General features: G+C 55.5%; 26 protein-coding genes. 14 read left to right on the top strand and 12 right to left on the bottom strand.

What is annotated here, in order from left to right; genetic code table 11:
- A partial coding sequence (locus WCK51_14390) for a hypothetical protein (GenBank protein ID MEI7578076.1) occupies positions 1–439 on the bottom strand: 439 nt, incomplete at its 3' end.
- Between the two features lie 98 nt (positions 440–537).
- Between WCK51_14390 and WCK51_14385 the strand changes: the two genes are divergently transcribed.
- The 6 genes from WCK51_14385 to WCK51_14360 all read left to right on the top strand — a co-directional run bounded on the left by WCK51_14385 (position 538) and on the right by WCK51_14360 (position 4,463).
- Positions 538–2,058, top strand: a complete 1,521-nt coding sequence (locus WCK51_14385) for a radical SAM protein (GenBank protein ID MEI7578075.1) — start codon at positions 538–540, stop codon at positions 2,056–2,058.
- Positions 2,055–2,702, top strand: a complete 648-nt coding sequence (locus WCK51_14380; GenBank protein MEI7578074.1) for a prolipoprotein diacylglyceryl transferase family protein — start codon at positions 2,055–2,057, stop codon at positions 2,700–2,702. Before WCK51_14385 ends, WCK51_14380 begins: the two co-directional genes overlap by 4 nt.
- A gap of 471 nt (positions 2,703–3,173) precedes the next feature.
- Complete coding sequence (locus WCK51_14375) at positions 3,174–3,653, top strand: hypothetical protein (GenBank protein ID MEI7578073.1); 480 nt, start codon at positions 3,174–3,176, stop codon at positions 3,651–3,653.
- A gap of 80 nt (positions 3,654–3,733) precedes the next feature.
- Positions 3,734–3,943: a hypothetical protein gene (locus WCK51_14370; protein MEI7578072.1), complete on the top strand. Its 210-nt coding sequence runs from the start codon at positions 3,734–3,736 to the stop codon at positions 3,941–3,943.
- A 23-nt stretch (positions 3,944–3,966) separates the two neighbouring features.
- Positions 3,967–4,209: a hypothetical protein gene (locus WCK51_14365; GenBank protein MEI7578071.1), complete on the top strand. Its 243-nt coding sequence runs from the start codon at positions 3,967–3,969 to the stop codon at positions 4,207–4,209.
- Positions 4,206–4,463 carry a hypothetical protein gene (locus WCK51_14360; protein ID MEI7578070.1) on the top strand — a complete coding sequence of 86 codons (258 nt, stop codon included), beginning with the start codon at positions 4,206–4,208 and terminating at the stop codon, positions 4,461–4,463. Before WCK51_14365 ends, WCK51_14360 begins: the two co-directional genes overlap by 4 nt.
- Before the next feature lie 162 nt (positions 4,464–4,625).
- On the opposite strand, the gene eno is transcribed toward WCK51_14360, so the two are convergent.
- Positions 4,626–5,915, bottom strand: coding sequence for a phosphopyruvate hydratase (eno, locus tag WCK51_14355; protein MEI7578069.1), 1,290 nt, complete (start codon positions 5,913–5,915; stop codon positions 4,626–4,628).
- Positions 5,916–5,970: 55 nt separating this feature from the next.
- Between eno and WCK51_14350 the strand changes: the two genes are divergently transcribed.
- Positions 5,971–6,684: a hypothetical protein gene (locus tag WCK51_14350; protein MEI7578068.1), complete on the top strand. Its 714-nt coding sequence runs from the start codon at positions 5,971–5,973 to the stop codon at positions 6,682–6,684.
- A 74-nt stretch (positions 6,685–6,758) separates the two neighbouring features.
- Here the strand turns inward: WCK51_14350 and WCK51_14345 are convergent, their stop codons facing one another.
- Genes WCK51_14345 through WCK51_14325 form a run of 5 tightly spaced genes read right to left on the bottom strand, consistent with a single transcriptional unit; the run spans position 6,759 to position 12,039 of the window.
- Positions 6,759–8,576 (bottom strand): hypothetical protein, encoded by a 1,818-nt coding sequence (locus WCK51_14345; protein ID MEI7578067.1) that lies wholly within the window; start codon positions 8,574–8,576, stop codon positions 6,759–6,761.
- 6 nt (positions 8,577–8,582) lie between these two features.
- Positions 8,583–8,948: a hypothetical protein gene (locus WCK51_14340; protein MEI7578066.1), complete on the bottom strand. Its 366-nt coding sequence runs from the start codon at positions 8,946–8,948 to the stop codon at positions 8,583–8,585.
- 7 nt (positions 8,949–8,955) lie between these two features.
- Complete coding sequence (locus WCK51_14335) at positions 8,956–10,056, bottom strand: hypothetical protein (GenBank protein ID MEI7578065.1); 1,101 nt, start codon at positions 10,054–10,056, stop codon at positions 8,956–8,958.
- Positions 10,053–10,994 (bottom strand): DUF4129 domain-containing protein, encoded by a 942-nt coding sequence (locus tag WCK51_14330; protein ID MEI7578064.1) that lies wholly within the window; start codon positions 10,992–10,994, stop codon positions 10,053–10,055. Before WCK51_14330 ends, WCK51_14335 begins: the two co-directional genes overlap by 4 nt.
- The gene (locus WCK51_14325; GenBank protein ID MEI7578063.1) at positions 10,966–12,039 is read right to left on the bottom strand and encodes a hypothetical protein; all 1,074 of its coding nucleotides are present in this window, start codon (positions 12,037–12,039) and stop codon (positions 10,966–10,968) included. Before WCK51_14325 ends, WCK51_14330 begins: the two co-directional genes overlap by 29 nt.
- Before the next feature lie 10 nt (positions 12,040–12,049).
- Here WCK51_14325 and WCK51_14320 point away from each other — a divergent pair, with 10 nt between their 5' ends.
- Both WCK51_14320 and WCK51_14315 read left to right on the top strand, forming a co-directional pair.
- A complete protein-coding gene (locus tag WCK51_14320; protein ID MEI7578062.1) occupies positions 12,050–12,760 on the top strand; it encodes a hypothetical protein in 711 nt (236 codons plus the stop codon).
- 17 nt (positions 12,761–12,777) lie between these two features.
- The gene (locus tag WCK51_14315) at positions 12,778–13,188 is read left to right on the top strand and encodes an alkyl hydroperoxide reductase (GenBank protein ID MEI7578061.1); all 411 of its coding nucleotides are present in this window, start codon (positions 12,778–12,780) and stop codon (positions 13,186–13,188) included.
- A gap of 22 nt (positions 13,189–13,210) precedes the next feature.
- Here the strand turns inward: WCK51_14315 and WCK51_14310 are convergent, their stop codons facing one another.
- Positions 13,211–13,834, bottom strand: a complete 624-nt coding sequence (locus WCK51_14310) for a PEP-CTERM sorting domain-containing protein (GenBank protein ID MEI7578060.1) — start codon at positions 13,832–13,834, stop codon at positions 13,211–13,213.
- 99 nt (positions 13,835–13,933) lie between these two features.
- Between WCK51_14310 and icd the strand changes: the two genes are divergently transcribed.
- Positions 13,934–15,226 (top strand): NADP-dependent isocitrate dehydrogenase, encoded by a 1,293-nt coding sequence (icd, locus tag WCK51_14305; protein ID MEI7578059.1) that lies wholly within the window; start codon positions 13,934–13,936, stop codon positions 15,224–15,226.
- Between the two features lie 3 nt (positions 15,227–15,229).
- Positions 15,230–15,979, top strand: coding sequence for a hypothetical protein (locus WCK51_14300; GenBank protein MEI7578058.1), 750 nt, complete (start codon positions 15,230–15,232; stop codon positions 15,977–15,979).
- Positions 15,980–16,035: 56 nt separating this feature from the next.
- Here the strand turns inward: WCK51_14300 and WCK51_14295 are convergent, their stop codons facing one another.
- Positions 16,036–17,808 (bottom strand): DEAD/DEAH box helicase, encoded by a 1,773-nt coding sequence (locus tag WCK51_14295; GenBank protein MEI7578057.1) that lies wholly within the window; start codon positions 17,806–17,808, stop codon positions 16,036–16,038.
- A gap of 64 nt (positions 17,809–17,872) precedes the next feature.
- Between WCK51_14295 and WCK51_14290 the strand changes: the two genes are divergently transcribed.
- From WCK51_14290 to WCK51_14280, 3 genes are read left to right on the top strand one after another with little or no spacing between them, the layout of a single operon-like run.
- Positions 17,873–19,198 (top strand): family 16 glycosylhydrolase, encoded by a 1,326-nt coding sequence (locus WCK51_14290; GenBank protein ID MEI7578056.1) that lies wholly within the window; start codon positions 17,873–17,875, stop codon positions 19,196–19,198.
- Positions 19,195–19,386 carry a hypothetical protein gene (locus WCK51_14285; protein ID MEI7578055.1) on the top strand — a complete coding sequence of 64 codons (192 nt, stop codon included), beginning with the start codon at positions 19,195–19,197 and terminating at the stop codon, positions 19,384–19,386. Before WCK51_14290 ends, WCK51_14285 begins: the two co-directional genes overlap by 4 nt.
- 27 nt (positions 19,387–19,413) lie before the next feature.
- Positions 19,414–19,905 (top strand): thioredoxin family protein, encoded by a 492-nt coding sequence (locus WCK51_14280; GenBank protein MEI7578054.1) that lies wholly within the window; start codon positions 19,414–19,416, stop codon positions 19,903–19,905.
- Here the strand turns inward: WCK51_14280 and WCK51_14275 are convergent.
- The 3 genes from WCK51_14275 to WCK51_14265 all read right to left on the bottom strand — a co-directional run bounded on the left by WCK51_14275 (position 19,902) and on the right by WCK51_14265 (position 22,714).
- On the bottom strand, positions 19,902–20,774 hold the full coding sequence (locus WCK51_14275) for a TIM barrel protein (protein ID MEI7578053.1): 873 nt from the start codon (positions 20,772–20,774) through the stop codon (positions 19,902–19,904). The two genes, WCK51_14280 and WCK51_14275, sit on opposite strands and share 4 nt — an antisense overlap.
- Positions 20,775–20,868: 94 nt before the next feature.
- Positions 20,869–21,237, bottom strand: a complete 369-nt coding sequence (locus WCK51_14270; GenBank protein ID MEI7578052.1) for a hypothetical protein — start codon at positions 21,235–21,237, stop codon at positions 20,869–20,871.
- Positions 21,238–21,274: 37 nt separating this feature from the next.
- Positions 21,275–22,714: a D-aminoacylase gene (locus WCK51_14265; protein ID MEI7578051.1), complete on the bottom strand. Its 1,440-nt coding sequence runs from the start codon at positions 22,712–22,714 to the stop codon at positions 21,275–21,277.
- Positions 22,715–22,717: the final 3 nt, after the last annotated feature.

Below are 22,717 nucleotides of genomic sequence, written 5' to 3'. Positions count from 1 at the left end.
TCGTAGACCCGGTTGCTCCTGTTGTGCCAGTCGTTGTTGAACCGGTTGTCCCCGTCGTACCAGTCGTGCCAGTTGTCCCTGTGGTGCCCGAAGTTGTAGAGCCAGTGGTACCGGTTGTTCCGGTAGTGCCAGTCGTTCCAGTCGTCGTCGATCCGGTTGTACCCGTCGTCCCGGTGGTACCGGTAGTCGCGGTTGTTCCGGTCGCGCCCGTCGTTGAAGTGGTTCCGGTCGTCGAAGTTGTACCAGTTGACGCAGTGGTTCCCGTCGTACTGGTCGTGCCTCCGGTACCCGTTGTCGCCGTAGCCCCCGTCGTTGCAGAAGCCGTCGTACCCGTTGTGGTTCCCGGCGTGGTGGAGCCGCCGCAGTTGATGATCACCAGCGCCGCGAGTCCCACGGAAACTGGTCCGGCGGTCTTTGAGAAGTCTCGTTTTGCTTTCATACTGCTCACTTCGGCTGAACTCTAACCCGGAGATATTTGGAAGTCATTTGGAATTGAGGAATTTAGTCGCAGTCAGCGAGGTTTATACTTCCAAGTAGATGAACGCCCGCCCCTACACGATCGAGGAGTATACGCGGACAGTATGCCCGCACTGCGCTCACGAAGGGCCGCTGGACTCTCGGGGAGCGGAGACTTTTGTGGATGGGATGCTGGTTTCCCACGACGATTCGATTTGGATGCGGCGGTGGTGCCGTCGGCATGGCGAGACGGAGAGCTTGTACGAGGAAGATGCTGCGACTTGGAGGTCGAGAGCTGGTTGGCAGACTCCGACGCTGGAAGTAACTCCGGATCGGGCGGATAATTTCGCGGGTTTTCCTGATGGGTATCGCCTCGGGCTTCCGGCGGGGCACGGTCAGCATTCGTGCATATTGCTTCTGAACATCACGGAGAACTGTAACTACAAATGTCCTACTTGCTTCGCGTCAGCACTTGATCCCGGTTCGGCTTTGAAGGGGCCATCTCTGGATGCCCTGCTTCATACCGTTGATACGGCAATCGCGAGGGAAGGCGGCAAACTGAGCGTGGTGATGCTCAGCGGTGGCGAACCGACGCTGCGGCGCGACCTTGAAGAGTTGATTCTTCGGCTTTGCGAGCGGCCGATCACGCGAGTGATGCTGAATACCAACGGGAGGCGCGTGGATCGAGATGAAGCGTTCGTCAAGTTCCTCTCCGATCATCGAGATCGAGTAGAGGTCTATCTTCAGTTCGACGGGCTGACATCCGCGGTTTATCAGGAACTTCGAGCTGAGGATGTTTTGGCGGAGAAGAACAGGATTTTGGCGAAGTTGGACGCAGCTCGCGTGTTCACTACGCTAGTGTGCACGGCGAAGATGGGGGTCAACGACGACCAGTTGGGCGACGTTTTGGCGCTCGGGTTGGACACGAAGTATTGCTCAGGAATCGCGTTTCAACCAGTGTTTGGGTCGGGTCGCAACTCAGGTATCGATCCCATCAATAGGCTGACTCCTACGGGTGTCATCAAGCGTCTCTCGCCCTATCTGAAGGGAGAAGATTTCATTCCGTTGCCATGTTCGCATAAGGACTGTTGCGACATCGCGTACCTGGTGCGCGACAAGCAGGATGAGTGGAAGTCGATTGTCTCGATGATTGGACGAGACGAGATGAAGAACTGGATTCACCTAGCCGCGAATACGATTTCGTTTGAGAATATGCGGGAGTCGGTGCAGTCCATGGTTCGCTCAGGAGTTCTGACTCGGTTACTGAGCGAGCAGCAGCGGGCGTCGTCGTTGCAAGTGGCGAAGGATCTGCTGACGATGTGCGACTGCGTTCCGGGGCTGACGGATTTGATGGGCGGGCTTTGGGCGAAATTTCGGGGGGCGTCTTCGCTGGACGATCAGCTCGCGACTCGAACGTTTCGGGTGACTGTGAAAATGTTCATGGACGCGCATACGTTTCATGAGGCGCGGATTCGGCAGTGTTGTGTGCATGTGGGGACTTTTGAAGATGACCCCCGTCGCTACTCGTTCTGCTGGCGGTGGATGTTCGAAGATGCGACCGATTTTCCTCAACGTGAGTCCAATTTGAGGGTGATTGAGTGAACCCTGCCTTCGGCTCATTGTTCACGGCTCTCGGCTTCTTCGTCGGAATCGCTGTGTACTGGTGGCGAGCAAAAGAAATGCGGCTGGACACTTCGGGGACGCTCTCGATCATGTTGGTTGGGGCGGTCTTTGGGGTTTTGGTGGCTCGGGTTGTGGAGCGAGTGGTTCAAGGCGGATCGTTTATAACGGTTTTGAACCCGCTTTACGGTGGGCGAACCATTCTCGGCGGGGTGATCGGCGGATTGGTGGCGGTAGAGATCGCGAAGCGGCGGATGGGGGTGAGGTATTCGACGGGGCCGCTATGGGCTCTGGCGATTCCGGCGGGGGAGGTTTTTGGGCGGATCGGGTGCTACTTCAACGGGTGTTGCGGCGGAAGAGCCTGTAGTTGGGGGCACTATCCAACTCAATTGATGATGGCGGGGTCCGCGCTGGTGCTGTTTGGGGTGCTGTTTTGGAAGCGCTCCCAGTGGCCCGTTTGGCCGCTGTTCTTGATGGGATGGGGGTTGAGCCGGATTGTGATTGAGTTCTTTCGGGAGTCGGCATCGGGTCCGGGGATTTCGGTGGCGCAGTGGGCTGGCTTGGGGGTCGTGGCGTACGGGGTCGTGAAGTGGCGGGAGGTGAATTCTGCGAAACCTCAACCTTGACTCAAAGTTATTCCTGCGGCGGAGAACTCGTGTGGTGAGATGTTTTCGGTCATGGAGTCGTTCGGAGTGGAGTCTAATTGCAACTTCACTGGTCATGCTATTGGGGATCCCGCTTGTTGTGATCGGTTCCTGTGAAGTCGAGTTAGGGAGTTGGCATCAGGCCGCACAACAACGGGAGCGATTTGACACCTACGGAAGAATGGCTTTTGGTTCACTGCTGGCTGGGTTGGTCATCGGTCTGCCAAGTTCGGCATATGGTGTTGTTAGGGCGTGGCGGGACAAGAGGAGACAGCGTCATGAGCGGTTGGCGGGTCTTCGGATTGCGCCATTCTGGACGCTGCTCATGTGCTTTTCGGCGATCGTAATGTTCCTTGTATCTGCCCGAGTTGAGGCACTTTGGGATATCGGGCGTCTCGTTGCACTCTTACTAGTGGTTTTTGGCGTGGTTAAGCTTGGATGGATGGTACTTCGATGAATCCAAGATTCTATTGCAATCGATGCGGATTCGAAGTGTTTCCGGGCCAGACGCATTGTGAGCAGTGCGATACCAAGATTCCCAGATTTGTTTGGGATCAGCCGGTCACGGGTCCAACAATGGCAGAGCGCGCCGTAGAGCTAAGTCCATCTGCTCCAGAATTAGAATTGCCCATCCCGGTTGGGAAGAAGCCGTATGCCGATTACCCGCGCTCAAATGACCCGCACTGCTCCAAATGCGGCGCGGCTCAACGGGCGGCCTCGACGCACTGTTGGAGCTGTGGTTACAAAGCACCGGGAATGTGGGAACGGCTTGTCGCCTTCTCGCTCCTGATGCTCTCGACGAGCTGCGTCTGCTGCGGCCCCTGCATGATCGGGGCGGCCGATCCTTCCGGCGTCCTGATGACCATCCTAATCGTCGTCTTCCTTGCCCTTTACATCTGGGGCTGGGTTTGGTATGTTCGGAGGTATCGGTGAGGCAATGTCCGGTCTGTGGTAACCCTCTCAACGTTAGAGGAACATGCGATACTTGCGGCTGGGGCGAGAACCGCTCCCGAGTGCCCAAGTTGTTCGGATTGCACTTCTTGGTTTGGGCAGGATTCTTTGCTGCGGTCCTAGGACCGCTTGCTTTCTGGGGGATGTGCTCCAGTTCCAACCAAGAAAGTCAGTTCTTTGGCCAGATGTTCGTCGTTTATCCATCCATTGCCATTGGAATTGTTCTTGCAGTGGCTGGTCTGGTCGCCTCCAGATTTGATGACCGCAAGTAGCCCGCTTGGGTAAGTTGGAAGAAATGAAGCCTCTGTCCGCCCTCCGCTGGAAGTTGCTCGGGGCAATCTTAGTCCTCGGGCTGGTTATCCCGCTGCTGAGTTGCGGAACTTGCGTGACACTCGGTGGCGGGATGGAGACGAAGCCGGACGTCACTAACACTGCACTGTTCTTCTGGCTTGGGTCCTGGGTCTTGGGCGGAACCATCGCCCTGGGGTGGGTTATCTGGGAAATCTGTCGCGCGATTTCGGAGAGACTTACGAAATGACTGAACCCGGTTACGACGAGTTAGCCAACAAGACGGAGCGACTTGCCTTCACCTACTGCAAAATTGCGACATTCTCCCTCCTGGCCGGTCGGTACGCACTCCCACTAGCCGCCCTTCTCACCGCTAGCCTCTACCTGTGGGCCTGGTGGAAAGGGAAGCGAGAGAGCCGGTGCTACTTGCGCTATCCGCTGCTGATCGCGGCTTGGTGGTTGGCTGTTATTGCGGTTTGGGTCTGGTGGAACTATTTGAGATGAGCACCTTGCTGAAAGCGCAGAAGCGCAGACTAGGTTGTCCCAGTTACTTGCAGAGATAGGCCACGGCCGAGATCGATGCTTTCGGGGAGGCATGAGGTTGGTCGAACAGAAAAGGGGAGCCGGATGGCTCCCCGTTTGGACTCAGAATCCTGTAACGATGACTCAGAGCCGGTGCGCGATCTTACCGAATGCCGACTTTCCGGCGTAGACCGCGTTGTCGCCGAGGTTCTCTTCGATGCGAAGGAGCTCGTTGTATTTGGCGACTCGGTCGGTTCGGTTTGGTGCGCCGGTCTTGATTTGGCCGCAGTTGGTGGCGACGGCCAAGTGGGCGATGGTGACGTCTTCGGTCTCGCCGCTGCGGTGGCTGAGGATGCTGGTGAAACCAGCTCGCTTGGCCATTTCGACGCTAGCGAGGGTTTCGGAGAGGGAGCCGATTTGATTGACCTTGATGAGGATCGAGTTGCTGACGCCTTCCTTGATGCCTCGCGCAAGCCGCTCAACATTGGTGACGAAGAGGTCGTCTCCGACGAGCTGGACTCGGTCGCCCAGGGCGTCGGTGACGGCCTTCCAGGTAGCCCAGTCATCTTCGCTGCAGCCATCTTCGATGGAGATCAGCGGGTAGCGATTGCAAAGGTCGACGAGATAGGCGCACTGCTCGGCGCCGGTGAGTTTGCGGCCGTCGGAGTAGTTGTAGGTTGTTCCGTCATAGAACTCGGTGGCGGCAGCGTCGATTCCAAGGAACACGTCCTTGCCCGGCTCGTACCCTGCCTCTTTGATGGCAACCAAAATCAGGTCAAATGCCTCGTCTTGGTTGGCAAGATTCGGAGCGAATCCGCCCTCATCGCCGTAACCAGTTGCGAGTCCTTTGGACTTCAGAACCTTCTTCAGCGAGTGGAAAATCTCGCAGCCCCAGCGGACGGCTTCGCGGAAGGAAGGCGCTCCGACAGGTAGGACCATGAACTCTTGGAAGTCGACGTTGGAATCAGCATGCGCCCCGCCGTTAAGGATGTTAAGCATCGGAACGGGAAGAGTCTTTGCGGTGGTGCCTCCGACGTAGCGGAACAGCTGGAGATTCGAATGGTCGGCCGCTGCGGCGGCGACGGCAAGGGAAACGCCGAGAATTGCGTTTGCGCCGAGTTTGCCTTTGTTCGGAGTTCCGTCCAAGTCGCGCAGAGCTTGGTCGATGCCTTCTTGATCGGTTGAATCGTGATCCAATAGTGCGGGAGCGATGATGTCGTTAACGTTTGATACCGCGAGGAGGCAGCCTTTCCCCATGTAGCGGTTCTTGTCGCCGTCTCGAAGCTCGACGGCTTCGAACATCCCTGTGCTGGCACCAGAAGGAACCATTGCGCGACCCATGGCACCCGACTCGAGGGTGACTTGCACCTCGACTGTCGGGTTACCCCGGCTATCAATCACTTCGCGGCCAAGAACGTCGGTAATGTACGGCATACTTTTCTAGATTACCGCTCGTAGATTGATGCGAGGGTAACCTTAACCGATAAAGATGGCACTGTCGCTCACAAAGGAAAACTACGTTCTGCACCGGATTCACTCGATAACGGGCGTGATTCCGGTGGGCTACTACATGGTGCAGCACCTTGCACTGAACAGCTTCGCAATTGCCGGTGAAGCGCAGTTCAACGGGGTCATTCAGTTTTTTGAGGGGATTCCAAAGCACGTCCTGTTGGCGATGGAGATTGTCGCGATTTGGCTTCCTCTACTGTTCCACGCGATTTACGGAGTTTTCATCGTCTCGCGGGCGGAGAACAACTACTTCACAACGAAGTACAAGTGGTCACACAACCGAATGTTCTTCCTGCAACGGGTTTCGGGGCTTGTGATCTTTGCCTTCTTGATTTATCACTCTCTTTCGACCACCGGCTACAAGTATGCGACCGGAGATGTTGAGCGGCTAAAGTACGCGGCATGGCACGAATTCTTCCAGAACCCGCTCTGGATTCTGGTTTACGCAACGGGAATTTTGGCTTCTTCTTATCACTTGGGCTATGGAATCTGGAATTTCTGCATTCGTTGGGGCATTACAGTCTCGGACGAAGCTCAGACTCGAATTCAGAAGATTTCCGCTTTGGTCTTTGTCGGGCTAACTCTACTCGGATGGGGTGTCATTGCTGGCTTCCTGATGCACAAGCCGGGAGCGGTGAAGGCTGAAGGCGAGACGGCTTCGATGGTGCGTCAACTGGCCACGCCGAAGGTTTAGTTGGAAGTCAGACCCTGCTCCCGAGTAAATCCGGTCAACGACTACTGCAGCAGTCGCACCTTCTCGCTTCCGAGTTACAGCTTAATCAACGCGAACGTTTCACCGTCGACGAGCGTCTCACCCTGAGGGGCAGCAATCGAGTTGATCGGCTTGAAGTGGATGACGTGGGTAACGCCCAAGCTCTTTAGTGCCGCGCTTGCATCTGTTGATCGCAACGCTTTGACTAGAGTGTTCCTTCGATCTCCGTAGGACGGAGTCTCGCTCCAGTGACCGGCGTAAGCACGGGTTCCTGCCAGTCCCACGAATACCGGGTTGAGATCTGGGATCGCCGGCGTGTTGTAGATATCGATGAGCTTTGTGCCAGCTTCGTCTTGAGCGGGAGATGGCGAACCTGGAAGACTTGCGATAACCGCCTCACGCCCCAACGGCGCAAGGAGTTCGATCATTTTAGCGACCTCCGGAGGCTGGGTCACGGCGTGAACCGTGGTATTGCTGACGTTGTTTCGGGCCAAATTGATCTCTCGCTGAACCCACTGGATGCCCGTCGCCGAGCAGATTAGGATCACGAGCGAGCTGAGCAAGTTTCGCTGGCCTCGATCGCGCTGGGCGATAAGATTGGCAATCCCCATCCCGGCAAGAATTCCCCACGGGATGCCGAGCATCATGGTCAGCTTCCGCTGGAAAAGGGCAGGGAAGTACGGTGCGATCAGACCGACGAGTGCCCAGCAAAGAATGAATGCATACGCCGGTTGATTCGTTCGCTGGAGATAGACGATTCCGAGAATCCCTACGAAGCAGACTGTGAAGGTGACGGGAGTGAGGAAGTAGCCGTCTTGAAGGAATTCGGGATTAGCGGCGTAAAGGAAAAGGACACTGAGCAGGACGGCCAAGGCTACGAGCCCAGCCCGCTGGGTCTTGCCAGCTTTGCCTAACCCAAAGAACCCGAAGAAAATGAGGGGAATGAACCCAAACAGGAGCTGCCGGAAGTTTGGAGAGTAAGTGAGGGTCGCGGCTCGGGCTTGGAAGACTGGGTCATTCTTCAAGACATAGATGAACCATAGCGCAAACGGGACCGCTCCCATGGCGATCAGAAGGGCCCGCCCGACCCACTGTTTTGTGAGAGTGCCGCTCTTGAAAAGAGCGAGCGGGACGGCGAGCATGACTAGTGAAACCAGCAGAACGTCGTAGCTATGGATGTTCATCAACACCCCAAAACAGAGTGCGCCCCGCCAGATCGCGGCTTTGTTGTCGCGGACTCGGAGGATGTTGAGAAACGTCCCCAGGATCAAGCATAGGCTCACCATGAATAGGCTATTGGTGAGGGCCGAATAGAAAAAATAGCCTTCTGGCTGCCACACGTCGGTGGGTAGCCGGGATAGCATCCAACCGGCAAGCGGACCGCCCACGGGCTTAACGATGGCCACGCCGAAGTTGTGCCAGACGGTGAACCCGAGCCCACCTCCAAAGATGGCGAGAGCAAGGGAGATTTTGCGCTGGAAGTTGTCTCCAGAAACTGCCTCGAGCAGCCTTCCTAGCAGGATGACGGACAGGAAAGTGAATCCGACTCTCGCCGCATGCATCGCAACCGGAATTCCGACCACCTTGGCCACCCAGCCAAGTACCAGGAAGTAAAGATGGAGCGTCAGGCCGGGTTGTGGGTCGGTGGTGAAGCGATTCTCGAAAAGGATTCGACCTTCCATGGCCTGGCGCATCCAGCCTGCGTAGACCATGTGGTCATCGAAGTTGTACTGAATCCCGAGGTAAAGCCCGGCGGGCTTAAGGGCAAGTCCGATCAGGGTCGGAAGCAAAATGAGGGCACTGAGAAGCAGTGCCATCCACTTAGTGTAGGCACGAAAAAGGGTCAGTTGCTTCTCAGCGTCGAGTTGCGGCACTTGCTCTTAGTCAGTTTTTGGAACCGGGCGTCCCATTTGCTTGTAGATTGACTCGATCATCTTGATCTGCTCGTTCGCGACCTTGTTCTTCGGGTTGATCTTGGTGGTCTCGCGCAAGTAGCGGAGTGCCGAAACGTACTTCTCGCGAGGAGGAAGTTCGCTGTACATGCAACCGAGTCCGTAGCCAAGAGTCGCTTCTTCGTAAGCCTTTTTGAGCTTGGCGTCCTTGGGCTTCTTTGCAGAGGCAGCCTTCGCGGTCTCGTACGTCTTTTTGAGCTTCGCCAGCTTCTCGGCGTTAACTTGGGCCGGGGCGCCTTGGCTCATTCCCAGAGCGCAGATAAGGGCAAAACCTACGGAAAGTACGGCTTTCATAGGTTCGTTATACCAGTCTTCGGAGGCGGCGCGAGACGTTGAGGGCGTCTTTTGCAGAAAGGTCTTTACTCAACGAAGCTTGGGCTTCGATCAGGGCAATCGCTTGATTCTGGGTGAGAAAGTCTTCGGGCCGGTTCAGGAGCTGTTGGCGGCTTGTCCGGTGCCGTCGTTCAAGCTCAATCATCGTCTGGTTGTAGACGCACTGCACGGCCCAGCGACCGAGGTCCTTTCGTCGGGCGAAGTTGCCAACTCCATCGACTAACTCCCGGCCTGAACGCTGCTCGGCCCGGGGTTCTGGGGTCTTGCCAAAGCGAATGTTGAGGGTGAGGAACACGACTGCTAGAAGCACTAAGAACTGGTTCCACGCGGAGTGGAAGAGTGGCCCGAGTCGCTCGACGAGGCCCTGCTGGTTTGCCGCGTTGAGGTACGTGTTGAGGATCGTGATCGGGCGTTTCTGGGTGTTCGCGGATTGGATAAAGCCGAGAAAAATATCAGCATTGTTTGCCTCGGCTAGATGCCCGTTTGTGATGTGCGATGCTTGCTCGAAGTAGTAGATGGTCTTGTCGCCTGCGTGTTGCATCGTGGCGACGGTGCCCAGCTCGGAGCCTGCTGAGATAACATCGAACTCATCTGGCTCCTTGAGAAAAGTGGGAGACCAACTCTTGACGGGAGAGGATCCATCCCCCTCTCCGAAGATGTCTGACCAGGAACTTGACCATTCGTTTGAGTAACCCGTCAACTGTCCGAGCGACGCTCCGGTGGCAGTGTTGACAACACTCACCGGCGTTTTGGCCTTTTCATCCGTGAAACGAGTTATTTGGAAGAGCACGTAGGTTCCGCCTGGTGCGTCCTTGCGGAAGAAGTCGCGGAGGTCGCGCTTGTATTCCTCAGTGAACGGGATCACGATGAGCGGCTTGTCTTTTGGAACCTTGTCGGTGATCTTTGTTCCAGGGAAGGATTCCGTGACAAGGGCGGCGAAGGCGGCGGTTCCATTCGATCCAGTCTTTTCAAGCCCATGGTCCAAGTCAAAGCTGTAACGGCCACTTTGGACCACGGCAACGCTGAGCAGAACGATCACAAATAGCCAGATAACAATCTTGGTTCTCAAGCTGCCTTCACCTCGGTGAGCTGTTTGATGTCGAGATAGGCTCGGCGAAACGGTTCGACGTCAGTCGCGCTCCGCGCTGCGTAGCCGTACCAGGCATGGTCGAAGAGCTTGGTCGGGGTGCGGAAATCGAGGCCCTCTGGCTTTGTGCGGCTCGTTTCCACTCGGCGAAGGTGTTCCCAGTTGGTCTGGGTGGGTTCGAGGCGGGCGATGCGCGCGGCGTCGAGTCGGACGAGGGTCGCTAGGTAAAGGGCTCTGCAAGCCTCGCGGAACCTGCCCTGGGCGATGAGGTCATCGGCGTTTTTCAGATACTCATCTTCCGAGAGGAGCTCTTCTCCGTCCTCCAAGATTCCTCCACCGGACCGCGTCTTCTCCTTACGCATCTGGCTCATGAATCGAAGCTTGGTGAGAAGCCAAATGAGCAATCCAACCGCCGTGATCAAGATGGCGAACATCAACACACGAAGCAATGGGGCGAGCCAAGGGAGGTCGGGGAAGTCGATCTGGTTGTCGTCCTTCTTTTGGTCTCGCATCCGGAGCTTTTCTAGGCGTTCCAAAATGCGCTGTACCCAGGACTTGCCGGGGGCATCTTTCATCGACTTGAACTCGGTTCTCGACAAAATCTCTGCGGCTTTCTTCGTAGAGTTTTGTCGGACAGCTACGTTCTCCGAATCGACATAGCGGTCGATTCGGGCGAGAATGCTCGCCATTGCGTCCTTCTTCTTTGCTGGTGTTGATTTCGGGTTCTTGTAGATGGCAAGGTCGTCTGAAAACTGGTCAACGTCTTCGATGGAATCTAGGAGTTCTTGTTCCCAGCCCGACTCTTTTGCTCGAGCGATTTTTTGCACTGGTTTCCAGGATTCAGTTGGATCCTGGCCCGAGGAAAAGACGGCTGCGAGCAGCACGCCGAGGCTAACGGCGATTCGCAGGCAGTTTTTCATAGAGGGTTTTGATGTCTAGGCCTTCGACGACGATGCGACGTTGGTAGTAGTAGAGCGACCCGGCAAGGGTGGCAAACGGAAGAACGAGGAAGATGAAAAGAAACTCAGGAATGAGGCTGAGTGTGGTGTCGGCGATTACGCGGAGCAGAGTGGTGGGCATCTTGGCGAGAATGATTTCGCTCAGTGTCAACTCGCTCATTGCGGCGTTGTAGCCAATTCGCAGAATAAAGTAGAGACCCGCTCCAGCGAGGATTCCACCGGCCGCAGGGTTCGCTTTAGGGAGCGGACGACTCTTGTTGCCAAATAGATACTTCGCGCGAGTCAGCGCGAATTTCGGATCGACCTCTTCGGCAAGCCCAACGCTGACGGTTCCGAGCGCAACCGAAAAGCGGGAAAGCGCAATGATCAGCCCGACGGGAAGAATGACCAACGAGATTCCGACGGCAACGGCAGGATACATGTTGTAGCTCGCAGTCAAAGCACCAAACACGCCGCTGATCAGCAGGGGCAATAGGCTCAGAAAGGCAATTCCAACGCTATAAATGCTGGACCGAACGAGCAAGCGGTAGCTTTTGCCAAAGAGTGGCTTCGCTCGGGTCTCGATGTCGCTTTGGCTCAGAACCTCGTCACTTAAGGCGGCTTCAGCTAGGATATGAGCGTAGGAGCAGATGCGCGAAAGTCCGATGAGCGCAACAATCGCACTCAGTCCAATTCCTCCAACAAGCAGTATCGTTGTCTGTAGCACCTGAAGCGCGAGATCGGTGTCTTTCTCGGTTTTTGGAAAGAGATAGGGATACAGTAGCTGGAAGAAGACGAGCACGACTCCAGAGACGAAAAGGGAAGGGAGCAACGTGAGGCTCGCTAAGGACCGAAAGTTTCGCCGGTATACGAAAATGGATGCGTCTGAGAGTTCGGAAGGGCTAAGGGGACGCAGAAACTGCTGTTGCGAAACCTGGGCGTACTTTGCAAAATCCTTGATTGGCCCGCTCGTTTGCATCGCTTTTACAGATTGTATACGAATCGTTCGGCGGATTCGGACGTTCATAATGACTGTAATGGTTTTTGCAGCGGTACTTGTTCCGGTTCTGGTCGGAGGCTTTCAGTCGAAGGATATCGAGTCGTATTGCCAGTCCGGGCTTCGAGACTTGGCGTTTACGGGCAAGGTTGTGAAGGCAAAGGTCAGCGAAGCAGCAAAGATCGATAACGACTACCGACGGAATCTGTCGTTCCAGAACTTCAAAGTTGTAGCTAAAGAGCCTTTCAAACTTCGGCTTGACATGCAGGCCGATGATACGACGTTCGTCTATCTCGTCAACGGCAACACCCAAGTCACCCGGATTCCGAAGCTCAAGATCAACCAGAAAGTTGATGTCTCAAACGAGCCCGGAAGGAAACAGACTTTCCTTGAATTCGGAATGCTAACCTCAACGGTTGCAACCAAATTTTTCCAGTCGAAGTTTGTTCGTTTTGATCGCGAGACCGGCAACCCCGTCTTCGATCTCACCTGGCCGGCAAAGTTTGATAACACCTCGCGGATGCGGATCTGGATGGATAAGGATGAGAAATACATCGTCCGCCGAGAATGGTACGGGCAGGAAGGTCAGCTCAAAGCAACCATTCTGTTTTCGAAGCCTATCAAAGAAGGTGGCGTCGCATTTCCAACGATCCAACAGACCTTTAATGCTGAGAATAAGCTTGCCGCGGAGTTTCACTACTCCAGCGTTAAGATCAACGACGGCGTTGCCGATGCGCTGTTTAGCCTGTAATTCACGTAGAGCTTGATATGCGAGCTTATCGCAACTGGTTTTACGCGGCTGCGGTCTATAACTTCGTTTGGGGAACCTGGGTTGTTCTGTTTCCCCTCTCCTTCTTCAGACTTCTGGGATTGCCGGAACCCAATTACGTCTCCATTTGGCAGTCCGTGGGAATGATGGTTCTCGTCTATGCTCTTGGCTACTGGATGATTGCTCGTGATCCTGCTCGCTACGCTGGCTACGTCTGGATTGGACTGATCGGCAAGACGTTTGGTCCGATTGGCTTTTTGATGGCAGCACTCCAGGGACAGCTACCCTGGCGATTCGGATTCACGATCCTCACCAACGATATCATCTGGTGGCCGGCGTTTTGGATGTTCGCGCTCAAGTACGCGGTGAAGCCAATGCTTGAACTGAGAGAGCCCCAGTCCGAAGACTGAGGCGTTCGATTTCGTCACGTGATTACTTGCGCTTGCGCCGCGCTAGTCCTAGAATTCCGAGTCCGAGAACGGCCATCGAAGCTGGCTCCGGCACGATGTTCGTTCGGAAATTTAAGTTTGTATTTGCCGTTGTGTTGGTCGAATTAGTGGTCACGGTCCATGCATTCCCGAAAGACGCATCGAATCCGGTAAGGGCAAGGTAGTAAGTGCCTACTCCAAGGTTGCCGTTTTGGCCGGCTGCTCCGGTGCCGCCGCCGCCGGGATAATCACCCACTCCGGTGACCATTCGAGGTGGAGTCGTCAGTCCGAAAGAGAGCAGGCTCAATCCGGGAGCTGGGCCGTTGTCATCATCAGCTGCGAGCAGCGTGCCTGAGGCATCAAAGAGACCGATTTCTGTATCGAGTCCGCTACCAATAGTGTCGATGTCCAGGTAGAGACTCGCCGAATTCGTAGCCGCGGCGAAGATGCTGAATTTGTACCATTTGATGACGCCGCCCGTCGAGCTCGTCGCCAGGACGTCCGGGGTGTTGTAAAGCGCATTCGTGCTGAAAATCGGGCCAAGATCGGTCGCAACAGGAGCCTGAGCAAACGCGGATCCAACTCCAGCGATAAAGATAGAACTGACAAATGCTTTCTGAAACTTCATGAGTGGTTGCCTCAAAACAATGGGAACTGGTTGGTCACCAGAATCTCGACTACTTTATCAGGTTTCGGACCAAAAAGCTAGGGGTAACCTTACGGGGTAATGGCGACTCCGATTACGATGACTCCGCAAGGGCTAAACGTGCCCAACGATCCAATCATTCCCTTCATTGAGGGTGACGGCACTGGACGCGATATCTGGCGAGCTTCTGTTCGCGTGTTCGACGCGGCAGTTGAGAAGGCGTACGGCGGAACCAAAAAGGTCGCCTGGGAAGAAGTTTTGGCGGGTCAGAAGGCGTTTGACTCCACTGGTTCATGGTTGCCAGAAGACACTTTGACCGCGTTTCGCGACAAGTTGATTGGTATCAAGGGACCTTTGACGACCCCTGTTGGTGGTGGAATTACGTCACTCAACGTCGCGCTCCGGCAAATTCTTGACCTTTACGTCTGTCTCCGCCCGGTGCAGTATTTCACCGGCGTTCCTTCTCCGGTGAAGAAGCCAGAGGCGGTTGATATGACGATTTTCCGAGAGAACACGGAAGACATCTACGCCGGAATCGAGTTCCCCGGTGGCTCGGACGATGCGGCGGCGGTTCTGAACTTCCTAGAAGAGAAGTTCCCCAAGATGTTCGGCAAAATTCGGTTCGGCACCAAGGCCAAGAGCCAGGAGTGGATTGACGCCGTTGGACACCAAGGGCCCGAAGCCGAAGTCATGGTCGGGGTTGGGATCAAGCCCGTCTCCAAACAAGGCTCACAGCGACTCATCCACGCGGCCATTGAGCACGCCATCAAGAACAATCGCAAGTCGGTCACATTGGTTCACAAAGGCAACATCATGAAGTTCACCGAAGGTGGCTTCCGTGATTGGGGCTATGCGCTGGCCAAGCAAGCTTTTGGAGCGGAAGAGATTGACGGTGGGCCGTGGTGCAAAATTCCGGAAGGGAAGCGCGGAGCGGGGATCATCATCAAAGATGCGATTGCGGATATTGCTCTTCAGCAGGTTCTAACCCGTCCGGAGGACTTCGATGTTATCGCTACACTCAACCTGAACGGCGACTATTTGAGCGATGCGTTGGCGGCTCAAGTTGGCGGGATCGGAATAGCTCCGGGTGCGAACATCAACTACATCACCGGTCACGCGATCTTCGAGGCCACCCACGGAACTGCTCCGAAGTACGCCGATCAAGACGTTGTCAACCCTTCTTCGGTCATCCTCTCGGGAGAAATGATGTTCCGCTACATGGGCTGGACCGAAGTTGCCGACCTGATCCTCAAAGGCGTCAACGGCGCGATTGGAGCTAAGACGGTGACTTACGACTTCCACCGACTGATGGAAGGCGCAACCAAGGTCAAGTGCTCAGAGTTTGGCGATGCGATCATTGCCCACATGGGTTGATCCATGTCAACAACAAGCAAGGTCGCGGCGGTAACGGCATCCTTTTGGGTGATTAAGATTGCTGCGACCACGCTTGGAGAAACGGCTGGGGATCTGTTGGCTCAGACGTTGAAGGTTGGCTACGGTGTCAGCACGGCAGTCTTGTTCTCGTTTTTCTTAGTCTTTCTGACGTTTCAGTTGCTCGCTAAGACGTTCCGTCCGTGGCTGTATTGGATGGTTATTCTCGCGACAAGTACTGCAGGGACAACCATGTCCGACTTCATGGATCGGACTCTGGAGCTGGGTTACACCAAGGGCGCATTGATCTTGGTTTGTGCGTTGCTGGGTGTGCTGGCCACTTGGCGTTTGGTGGAAAAATCATTATCGGTGTCGGACATCTCGACTCGGCGGGCAGAAGTGTTTTATTGGATCGCTATCCTAGTCTCCAATACGCTCGGCACTGCGGCGGGTGACTTTTTGGCAGATGATCTGGAGTGGGGATTCCTGATGAGTGCGGGGGTGATCGGAGGAATTTTGTTGGTGGTGATGCTGCTGCATCGGTACACGTCCCTGAGCAAAGTCGGGCTCTTTTGGATCGCGTTTGTCTTGACCCGTCCGTTTGGAGCAACGTTTGGTGACTTGCTTTGGAAGCCGCACGAGAAGGGCGGAATGGGGCTGGGGACCGTAGGTGCTTCGCTGGTCATTGGAGTGATTATGACCGTGGCGATTATCTGGGTTGGGCGAGTTGAGCGGCGAAGACCAGAAGCCGCGTAAGGCACCACTTTTGGACTAGAAGAACCATGATGCAAAAGGGGACGTCCGCACTCCTTTCAGGTTCGTGCCAGCTCGCGCTTCTTCAGCTCGATCAGCGTCCAGGCTTGGCCCGAGGTTTCAAGCATGGCAAGGACAGTTTCTTCCACACCGAGCTGCCGTAGTTCAGACTGCTGATCTCCGGTGATCGGCCGGTTGCGCCATTGGGTGCTCGATAACGTCAGGCCCGAAGTGAACGGCCAGATTTGGCGGATGCGGATGTCGGCGTGGCGGAAGGCGTCGCTGAGGTCGCGTCCGAGCGGAGTCTCGGTTGGGTCCATCGAAGCCGAAGACAGGATCAGGTGCCAGTAGCCGAGGGCGTCCTCTTCGATTGCGGCCATCCGGTGCTCCTCGTGCTTGCTGCTCCCGCAGGCAAGCAGGTAGCGGCCGTCCCCGACCTTCATCCACGCATTGCGGCTGTTGTCCATCACTTCGAACGGCGGCGTCAGTTCGGCCAGCAAATCCACGGCAACCAGCGTGTTGTCCAGATCATCAAAGCTGACGTTTCGGCGGAACAGCAGAGCCTGGGCGCGGGGATCGAGCTTGTCAAAGCTGTCCATTGCCTCGGTCAGGGTTCGGCCCTCGAGGTCAAACTCCTCGGGTAAACCGACGAGCCCAGTGAGAGAGGGGTTCTTTTCCTCTTCAGCTCCCTCTTTGGGCATCACGACCCGCTTGCCGTTGTCGATGACATCGATCACAAGGCAATCAGGCTTGTCAGAGCCTCGGATCTTGTCTCGCCTAGCCGTGGCGTCTGGGATACCTTCGATCGTGTTCGGAAGAACCCGGAGGCCGCGACCGATCATCTGGCAGAAGAGAGCCCAACTCTTCGTGGGTCTCAACAACAAAACGCATCCGACGTCGGGTACATCGAACCCTTCGGTGGCGATCTCTACGTTGCTAAGAATCTGGGTTTTGCCGTTGGCGAATCGGCGCATGATGCCGGCTCGTTCGTCGGGCCTCATGCCGCCATGGACGTACTCAGCCGCGAAGCCTTCGTTCTTGAACATTTCGGCGACGGACTGGGCGTGTTCAACACCAGTGCAAAAGATGATGGTCTTGCGATCTTGCGCGACTTGGGTCCAGTGCTCGAACGCGGTTCGGTTGCGTGATTCGGTGTTGACGGCGTCCTGCAGGGCCTTCGCGCTGTAGTCTCCGTGGACGATTCGGATTTTGCTGAGATCGACTCCGGTCGCGACTCGGTAACCCTTGAGGTCGGCAAGCCAGCCGTCGGAGATGGCTTCCTTAAGAGTGTAGGTAAAAGCCACCTGCTCGAAGATCGCCTCTTCTTCGCCGTGGAGCGGACGGTTGTCCATCCGGTGCGGAGTCGCGGTAACGCCAACGGTAAAGCACCCGCCGTCGTAGGCTCCGACCGAGCGCATGACGTTCTGGTAGGTATCGGCAGCCGCGTGGTGAGCCTCATCAATGATCAAGCTCTTGGGGCGAAATCCGTCTAGGCGAAGCGTCTCTTTTCGTCCAAGAGCCTGGACAGAGCCGACCATGATTTGCGGCCGTTCCGTCTGGTTCTTAGCCTCGATTCCGACTCGAAGTTTCGGGTTCTGAAGCGCGATCCGGGTAGCAGCTTGCTCAAGTAGTTCCCGACGGTGAGCGAGAACCAGCCCTTCATCCGCCTTCTTCTTGCAAAGCTGACCGATCAGGGCGCTAAACAGGGTAGTTTTGCCCGTACCGGTGGGCATAACAACCAGTACGCGTTGCAGCCCTTGGTCCTTGCAAGCAAGAACTTGACCGAGAGCCTTGGCCTGGTAGGGGCGCAAAAGGATTTCGGTGACTTGCATCGGGACACTTACAGACGGTCATCCGTCGCGGTTTGATGCGGAGATTGTTGTACATTAGAAGGCAATGTTGGTCTCAACGATGTGTGCCCTTGCCGTTCTTGCGCCGAAGTGGAAGTTGACGTTTTCTCAGGAGTTTGAGGGACCCAAAGGAACCGCACCAGATCCTTCAGTTTGGGGTCGCGATTTGGGTGGACACGGTTTCGGGAACAATGAGATGCAGAGCTACACCGACGGCTCAAAGAATGCGTTCTTGAACGGCTCCGGACAGCTCGTGATTGAAGCTCGGAAGGAACCGACTAAGGGTGCAGATGGTATCGCAAAAGAGTATTCGTCCGCTCGCCTGAAGACGCAAGGCAAGTTTTCCCAACTGTATGGCAAGTTTGAAGCCAGGCTTTGGCTCCCCAAGGGTCAAGGAATCTGGCCCGCATTTTGGATGCTAGGAGACAACATCGGTTCGATCGGCTGGCCGAAGTGCGGCGAGATTGACATCATGGAGTTCCTCGGGCATGACGTCAAAACGTCCTACGGCACCCTTCATGGCCCGGGATATTCGGGCGGAGCAAGTATTCAACGCAAGATGGCGGGAGTTGAGAATCTGTCCGAAGGCTTCCATACCTACGGAGTCGAATGGGAGCCGGAGGAGATTCGATTTTATGTTGACGGCAAATCCTACGGTAAGTTCGGGCCAGACGATGTCGGTGCCGAAGAGTGGGTGTTCAACAAGCCTCAGTTCATGATTTTGAACCTGGCGGTCGGGGGTCAATGGCCGGGTTACCCTGATGCAACAACTGTCTTTCCTCAGCGAATGTTGGTTGACTACGTCAAGGCATGGACGGACGAGAACCTGGTGGTCGACGAAGCAGCGATTGAGAAGCGACGCTTGGAGAGAATCGCGAGAGCGAACCAGCCTCCGAAAATTGAACCGATCAAGGTTCCGGGCGATGTTCCGTTTGCGAACTTCATGCCGGGTGGAGCAGGTGTGGCTTACAAGGATAACGACCCAGGTAATAACGGTGGGGGATACCGAAAGACTGAAGGCGTCGATATCGGAGCATCTGGCGACGGTTTGCACCGCTGGTCGGTTGGCTGGACGGCAGCCGGAGAATGGCTGAACTACATCGTTGATGTCGAGGCGGCCGGAACCTACAAGGGCACCGCGAGGGTTGCTAGCGATGGAGATGGCGGCACGTTCCACTTCGAGCTCGGCGGAAAGCGGGTTGGGTCAACCATCACCGTACCGAATACCGGTGGTTGGACGAACTGGCGGACGGTTGATGCGGGTTCATTTACTTTGCCCAAGGGGAAGAGCATTTTGAAGCTAGTGATGGACACAAACGGCCCCAAAACGAATTCGGTTGGGAACTTGCTGTTGCTCAACTTGTCGAAATGAAGTCTGTTTCGGTTTCAGGTGAGGACTACGAGTTCCTGGTCGCGAGGGCCGCTGAGCAAAATTGCTCGATGGAAGAGTTGGTTGAACAAATGATTCTTAGGGAGCGGATTCTCGCAAAGGCCCCCAAAGTGGTTCTGGAAGCGGCGGCTCCTAATCTTGAGCCGCCTCATCGAAAATGGGGAATGTAGGGAGCTCAAGTTCGGTTATATTCAAGTATGCGACTCGCTACTCCGGCAATCTTGCTCTCCGGACTCCTCCTCTCATCTGCATTTTCATTTGCATCGCCGCAAGGTGCCGCCCCGGCTCAGGCATTGCCGAGTGAAAAGATCTTCGATCCGTCACGAGATGCAGAGAAAGACCTGAAGGCAGGGATTCGACAAGCCGCAAAGGAGAAGAAGCGAATTTTGGTTGACGTTGGTGGGAACTGGTGTAGCTGGTGCCACAAGCTCGACAAGCTGTTTCAGTCCGACGCTGAGATTGGCAAGTTGTTAAAGGCGAAGTACGTGATCGTCAAGGTCAACTTTAGCCAAGAAAATGACAACAAAGCGCTGCTTTCTAAGTTTCCCAAAATCAGTGGATACCCGCACCTGTTTGTCCTAGATGCAAAAGGCAAGTTGCTACACTCGCAGGATACGGGCCTTCTCGAAACCGGACCAGCGCACGATCCAGTGAAGGTGATGGACTTCCTCAAGAAGTGGGCTCTCTAGGCTCTTAAGACTTCTTGCAGAATCGCCTTCGTCTTCAGAATTCCGTGGTGCTCGCTGAGGCGGTTGCCTTCGTACTCAATACCGATTCGCCCTCGGTAACCCGCTTGCTTGACGATGTCGAGTAGGCGATAGTAGTCCATGTTGAGCTCGTTACCATCGGGGCCGAAGTCGTTTGACTTGGCACTGACGCCCTTCGCGAACGGCATCAGGTCTTCGACTCCTTGGTAGCGGTCGTACTCATAGAAATTGCCGAAGTCTGGCAAGGTGCCGACGTTCTTCATGTTCACTCGCCGCATCACGTCGGCGAGCCAGTCGCCGTGGCTGCTGATTCCGCCGTGGTTCTCCACGATCACTCCGATTCCGACTTTAGCTCCGTAATCGCCGAGTCGAGCCAGGCCATCGGCGCAGAGCTTGGCTTGCTCCTCGCGGGTTCCGCGAGACTGTGCATTGACCCGAATGCTGTGGCAACCAAGGAACTTGGCGGCATCAACCCACTTGTAGTGGTTCTCGACGGCCTGGGTGCGCTTGGCGGCGTCGGGATCGCCCGTTGCGCCCTCTCCATCGCACATGATGAGAACACTTTTGACGCCGTTGTCCTTACAATTCTGCTTGAGCTCTGCGAGATACTTCTCGTCTTTTGCCTTGTCCTTGAAGAACTGGTTCACATACTCGACGGCGTCAATTCCGTACTTCTCGCGAGCGACTTTGGGGAAGTCGAGGTTGGTCATTTCGCCCCCGAAAATCGTGCGATGAAGCGACCACTCGGCAAGGGAAATCTTGAACCAGGGTCCCGCTTTGGGCTCGGCGGCGGGGAGCAAGGATGCCGCGCCGAAGGCGAGAGTTCCGGTGAGAAAGTCGCGTCGATTCATGGGGCGTAGCATACAATGATTGGGGAGGTAAACGGCTTTGTGTTATACGGTTTTCTTATCAACTGATTCAGCCGAAGACTTGTCGGCTCGGGATTCAAAGCTTCTGGTGTTTCTGCCCGCGGTGGAGACAGAGCCACTCCTCAAGAGACTCCAATTCGAAAATCGTTGGTTCTTGACCGATGAGCATCGATGTTGCAGTTGCGAATTTAGGCACGTGAGTCTTTACCTTGAGGACGGCAGCACTTATGAACCAGAGTTCAGTGAACCTGAAGATTGGAGGCAAGAAGAACCTGATTCGATTGAAGGAACACGGCAACTCTACGACGTTATCTTCGATTTGGTCGCAAGGGGCTTTGGAGCGGATTTGATTGATGTTTGGAGCGGTGAGGAGTCGGAGCAATTCGTCTTGGAGGTCGATTTGAGTGTTGTCAACCGCGACACCTTTCGGATGTTTGAGGACCATTTGATCCGGTTCAGCAAATCGTCATCTTAGTCGATAACTACAGCCCTCTAGAAATCGCCAAACCTGCTCTCATCCCAGAAAATTTGACTCCTTGAATCGTGTGCACTCCGTTCACGAAAACCTCTCGAACTCCCGTGCTCAGGGCCGTAGAATCCGTCGGAGTGGCATGGTCAGTGATCGTTTTTGGATCGAACACGACGATATCGGCCACGTAGCCCTTTTTGATCCAGCCCCGATTCTTCAGCTTGAAAACCTGGGCCGGGAAGGAGGTCATTTTTCGGATCGCCTCTTGGAGGGAGATGACCTTCTTTTCGCGGACATACCGTCCAATGATGCGCGGGAACGAGCCGGCGCCTCGGGGATGGCTACCGCCGATGCTGCCGTCCGAGCAGAACATGATGCGAGGATGCTTGATGAATTGGATCAGGTCGCTCTCTTGCATCGCGGTGACGACGACGCTTTGGCGCCCCTCTTCGTTTGTGGTCCGAAGGATCTCCTGGATGATCTTGATCGGGGTCTTTCCGGTCTCCTTAGCAATTTCTTCTAAGTTCTTGCCAACCCACGCCGGATTCGGAGTATAGGTGCTAAGGCGAACGTTTTGGGGTCCTCCGACATCGTCAAGGGCTTTCACCCAAATCTCGTCGTTCTCCCAATCCCGGCTCGGCGAGAGAGCAGCGATGGTGGATTGCCAGTAGGTGTACGGATAAACGTCGGCGGTCAGTTTTTCCTTTTCGATCAGCTTCAGAACATCAGCGGTTTTGTTCCAGACCGCTTTGCTTCCCAGCTTGATGTGGCTAATCTGAGCGTGAAGAGAACCCTCTTTTCCGATTTTCGCCAGTTCCTGGAAAGCTTCCATTGCCTTATCGGCCTCGTCGCGGACGTGGGAGATGTAGATGCCTTGTTTCGCAACCTTGGCGAGTTGAACGAGTTCGTTGGTGTCGCTGTAGTAGCCGGGATCGTATTCGAGGCCGCTACTGAGGCCGAGTGCTCCCGCCCTCATGTCGGCAGATAAGAGTGCCTTCATTCGCTCGATCTCGGCGGCGGTTGCAACTCGCTTGTAGTCTTTGCCCATCGCCTCGGCCCGGAGCCCACCGTGGCCAGAAAAGAGCGCGAAGTTGATGGATGGCTTGATTCGCTCGATTTCGGCGAACTCTTTGGCGATGGGCTGTGACCAACCTCCGTCTTGACCACCCACGGCGGTGGTAATGCCTTGCATCAGTTGGCTAAGCGCAGTCGGCTCCTTCTCTATGCCTCCCAGCGCATGGCTGTGAGCATCGATGAAGCCGGGTGAGACGACTAAACCCTTTGCGGAGATAACGGTTTCGCCCCGAAGCGGCTTGAGCGAGCCGATGGCGAGAATCGCAGAACCGCGGAGGCGAACATCGGCGATTCGAGGCTTCGCTCCGCTGCCATCAACCAGCAATCCTCCAGAAATGAGGATCGAACTAGAACCAAGAATCAGCGAACCCGCAATCATGCG

It is taken from the genome of Armatimonadota bacterium, assembly GCA_037138755.1.
Classification (GTDB): Bacteria; Armatimonadota; Fimbriimonadia; order Fimbriimonadales; family Fimbriimonadaceae; genus Fimbriimonas.
Note: the sequence above shows the minus strand (reverse complement) of the source record. Positions and strands in the feature narration are given on the sequence as shown.

Bases quoted from the DNA above. Each gene is read 5' to 3' on its own strand.
- WCK51_14340 (MEI7578066.1), bottom strand. From the start codon at position 8,948: ATGAAAGCCGTACTTTCCGTAGGTTTTGCCCTTATCTGCGCTCTGGGA.
- icd (MEI7578059.1), top strand. From the start codon at position 13,934: ATGGCGACTCCGATTACGATGACTCCGCAAGGGCTAAACGTGCCCAAC.
- WCK51_14385 (MEI7578075.1), top strand. From the start codon at position 538: ATGAACGCCCGCCCCTACACGATCGAGGAGTATACGCGGACAGTATGC.
- WCK51_14315 (MEI7578061.1), top strand. From the start codon at position 12,778: ATGCGAGCTTATCGCAACTGGTTTTACGCGGCTGCGGTCTATAACTTC.
- WCK51_14280 (MEI7578054.1), top strand. From the start codon at position 19,414: ATGCGACTCGCTACTCCGGCAATCTTGCTCTCCGGACTCCTCCTCTCA.
- WCK51_14330 (MEI7578064.1), bottom strand. From the start codon at position 10,994: ATGAAAAACTGCCTGCGAATCGCCGTTAGCCTCGGCGTGCTGCTCGCA.
- WCK51_14320 (MEI7578062.1), top strand. From the start codon at position 12,050: ATGGTTTTTGCAGCGGTACTTGTTCCGGTTCTGGTCGGAGGCTTTCAG.
- WCK51_14375 (MEI7578073.1), top strand. From the start codon at position 3,174: ATGAATCCAAGATTCTATTGCAATCGATGCGGATTCGAAGTGTTTCCG.
- WCK51_14365 (MEI7578071.1), top strand. From the start codon at position 3,967: ATGAAGCCTCTGTCCGCCCTCCGCTGGAAGTTGCTCGGGGCAATCTTA.
- WCK51_14290 (MEI7578056.1), top strand. From the start codon at position 17,873: ATGTTGGTCTCAACGATGTGTGCCCTTGCCGTTCTTGCGCCGAAGTGG.
- WCK51_14295 (MEI7578057.1), bottom strand. From the start codon at position 17,808: ATGCAAGTCACCGAAATCCTTTTGCGCCCCTACCAGGCCAAGGCTCTC.
- WCK51_14350 (MEI7578068.1), top strand. From the start codon at position 5,971: ATGGCACTGTCGCTCACAAAGGAAAACTACGTTCTGCACCGGATTCAC.
- eno (MEI7578069.1), bottom strand. From the start codon at position 5,915: ATGCCGTACATTACCGACGTTCTTGGCCGCGAAGTGATTGATAGCCGG.
- WCK51_14360 (MEI7578070.1), top strand. From the start codon at position 4,206: ATGACTGAACCCGGTTACGACGAGTTAGCCAACAAGACGGAGCGACTT.
- WCK51_14285 (MEI7578055.1), top strand. From the start codon at position 19,195: ATGAAGTCTGTTTCGGTTTCAGGTGAGGACTACGAGTTCCTGGTCGCG.
- WCK51_14270 (MEI7578052.1), bottom strand. From the start codon at position 21,237: ATGGTCCTCAAACATCCGAAAGGTGTCGCGGTTGACAACACTCAAATC.
- WCK51_14275 (MEI7578053.1), bottom strand. From the start codon at position 20,774: ATGAATCGACGCGACTTTCTCACCGGAACTCTCGCCTTCGGCGCGGCA.
- WCK51_14325 (MEI7578063.1), bottom strand. From the start codon at position 12,039: ATGAACGTCCGAATCCGCCGAACGATTCGTATACAATCTGTAAAAGCG.
- WCK51_14300 (MEI7578058.1), top strand. From the start codon at position 15,230: ATGTCAACAACAAGCAAGGTCGCGGCGGTAACGGCATCCTTTTGGGTG.
- WCK51_14310 (MEI7578060.1), bottom strand. From the start codon at position 13,834: ATGAAGTTTCAGAAAGCATTTGTCAGTTCTATCTTTATCGCTGGAGTT.
- WCK51_14265 (MEI7578051.1), bottom strand. From the start codon at position 22,714: ATGATTGCGGGTTCGCTGATTCTTGGTTCTAGTTCGATCCTCATTTCT.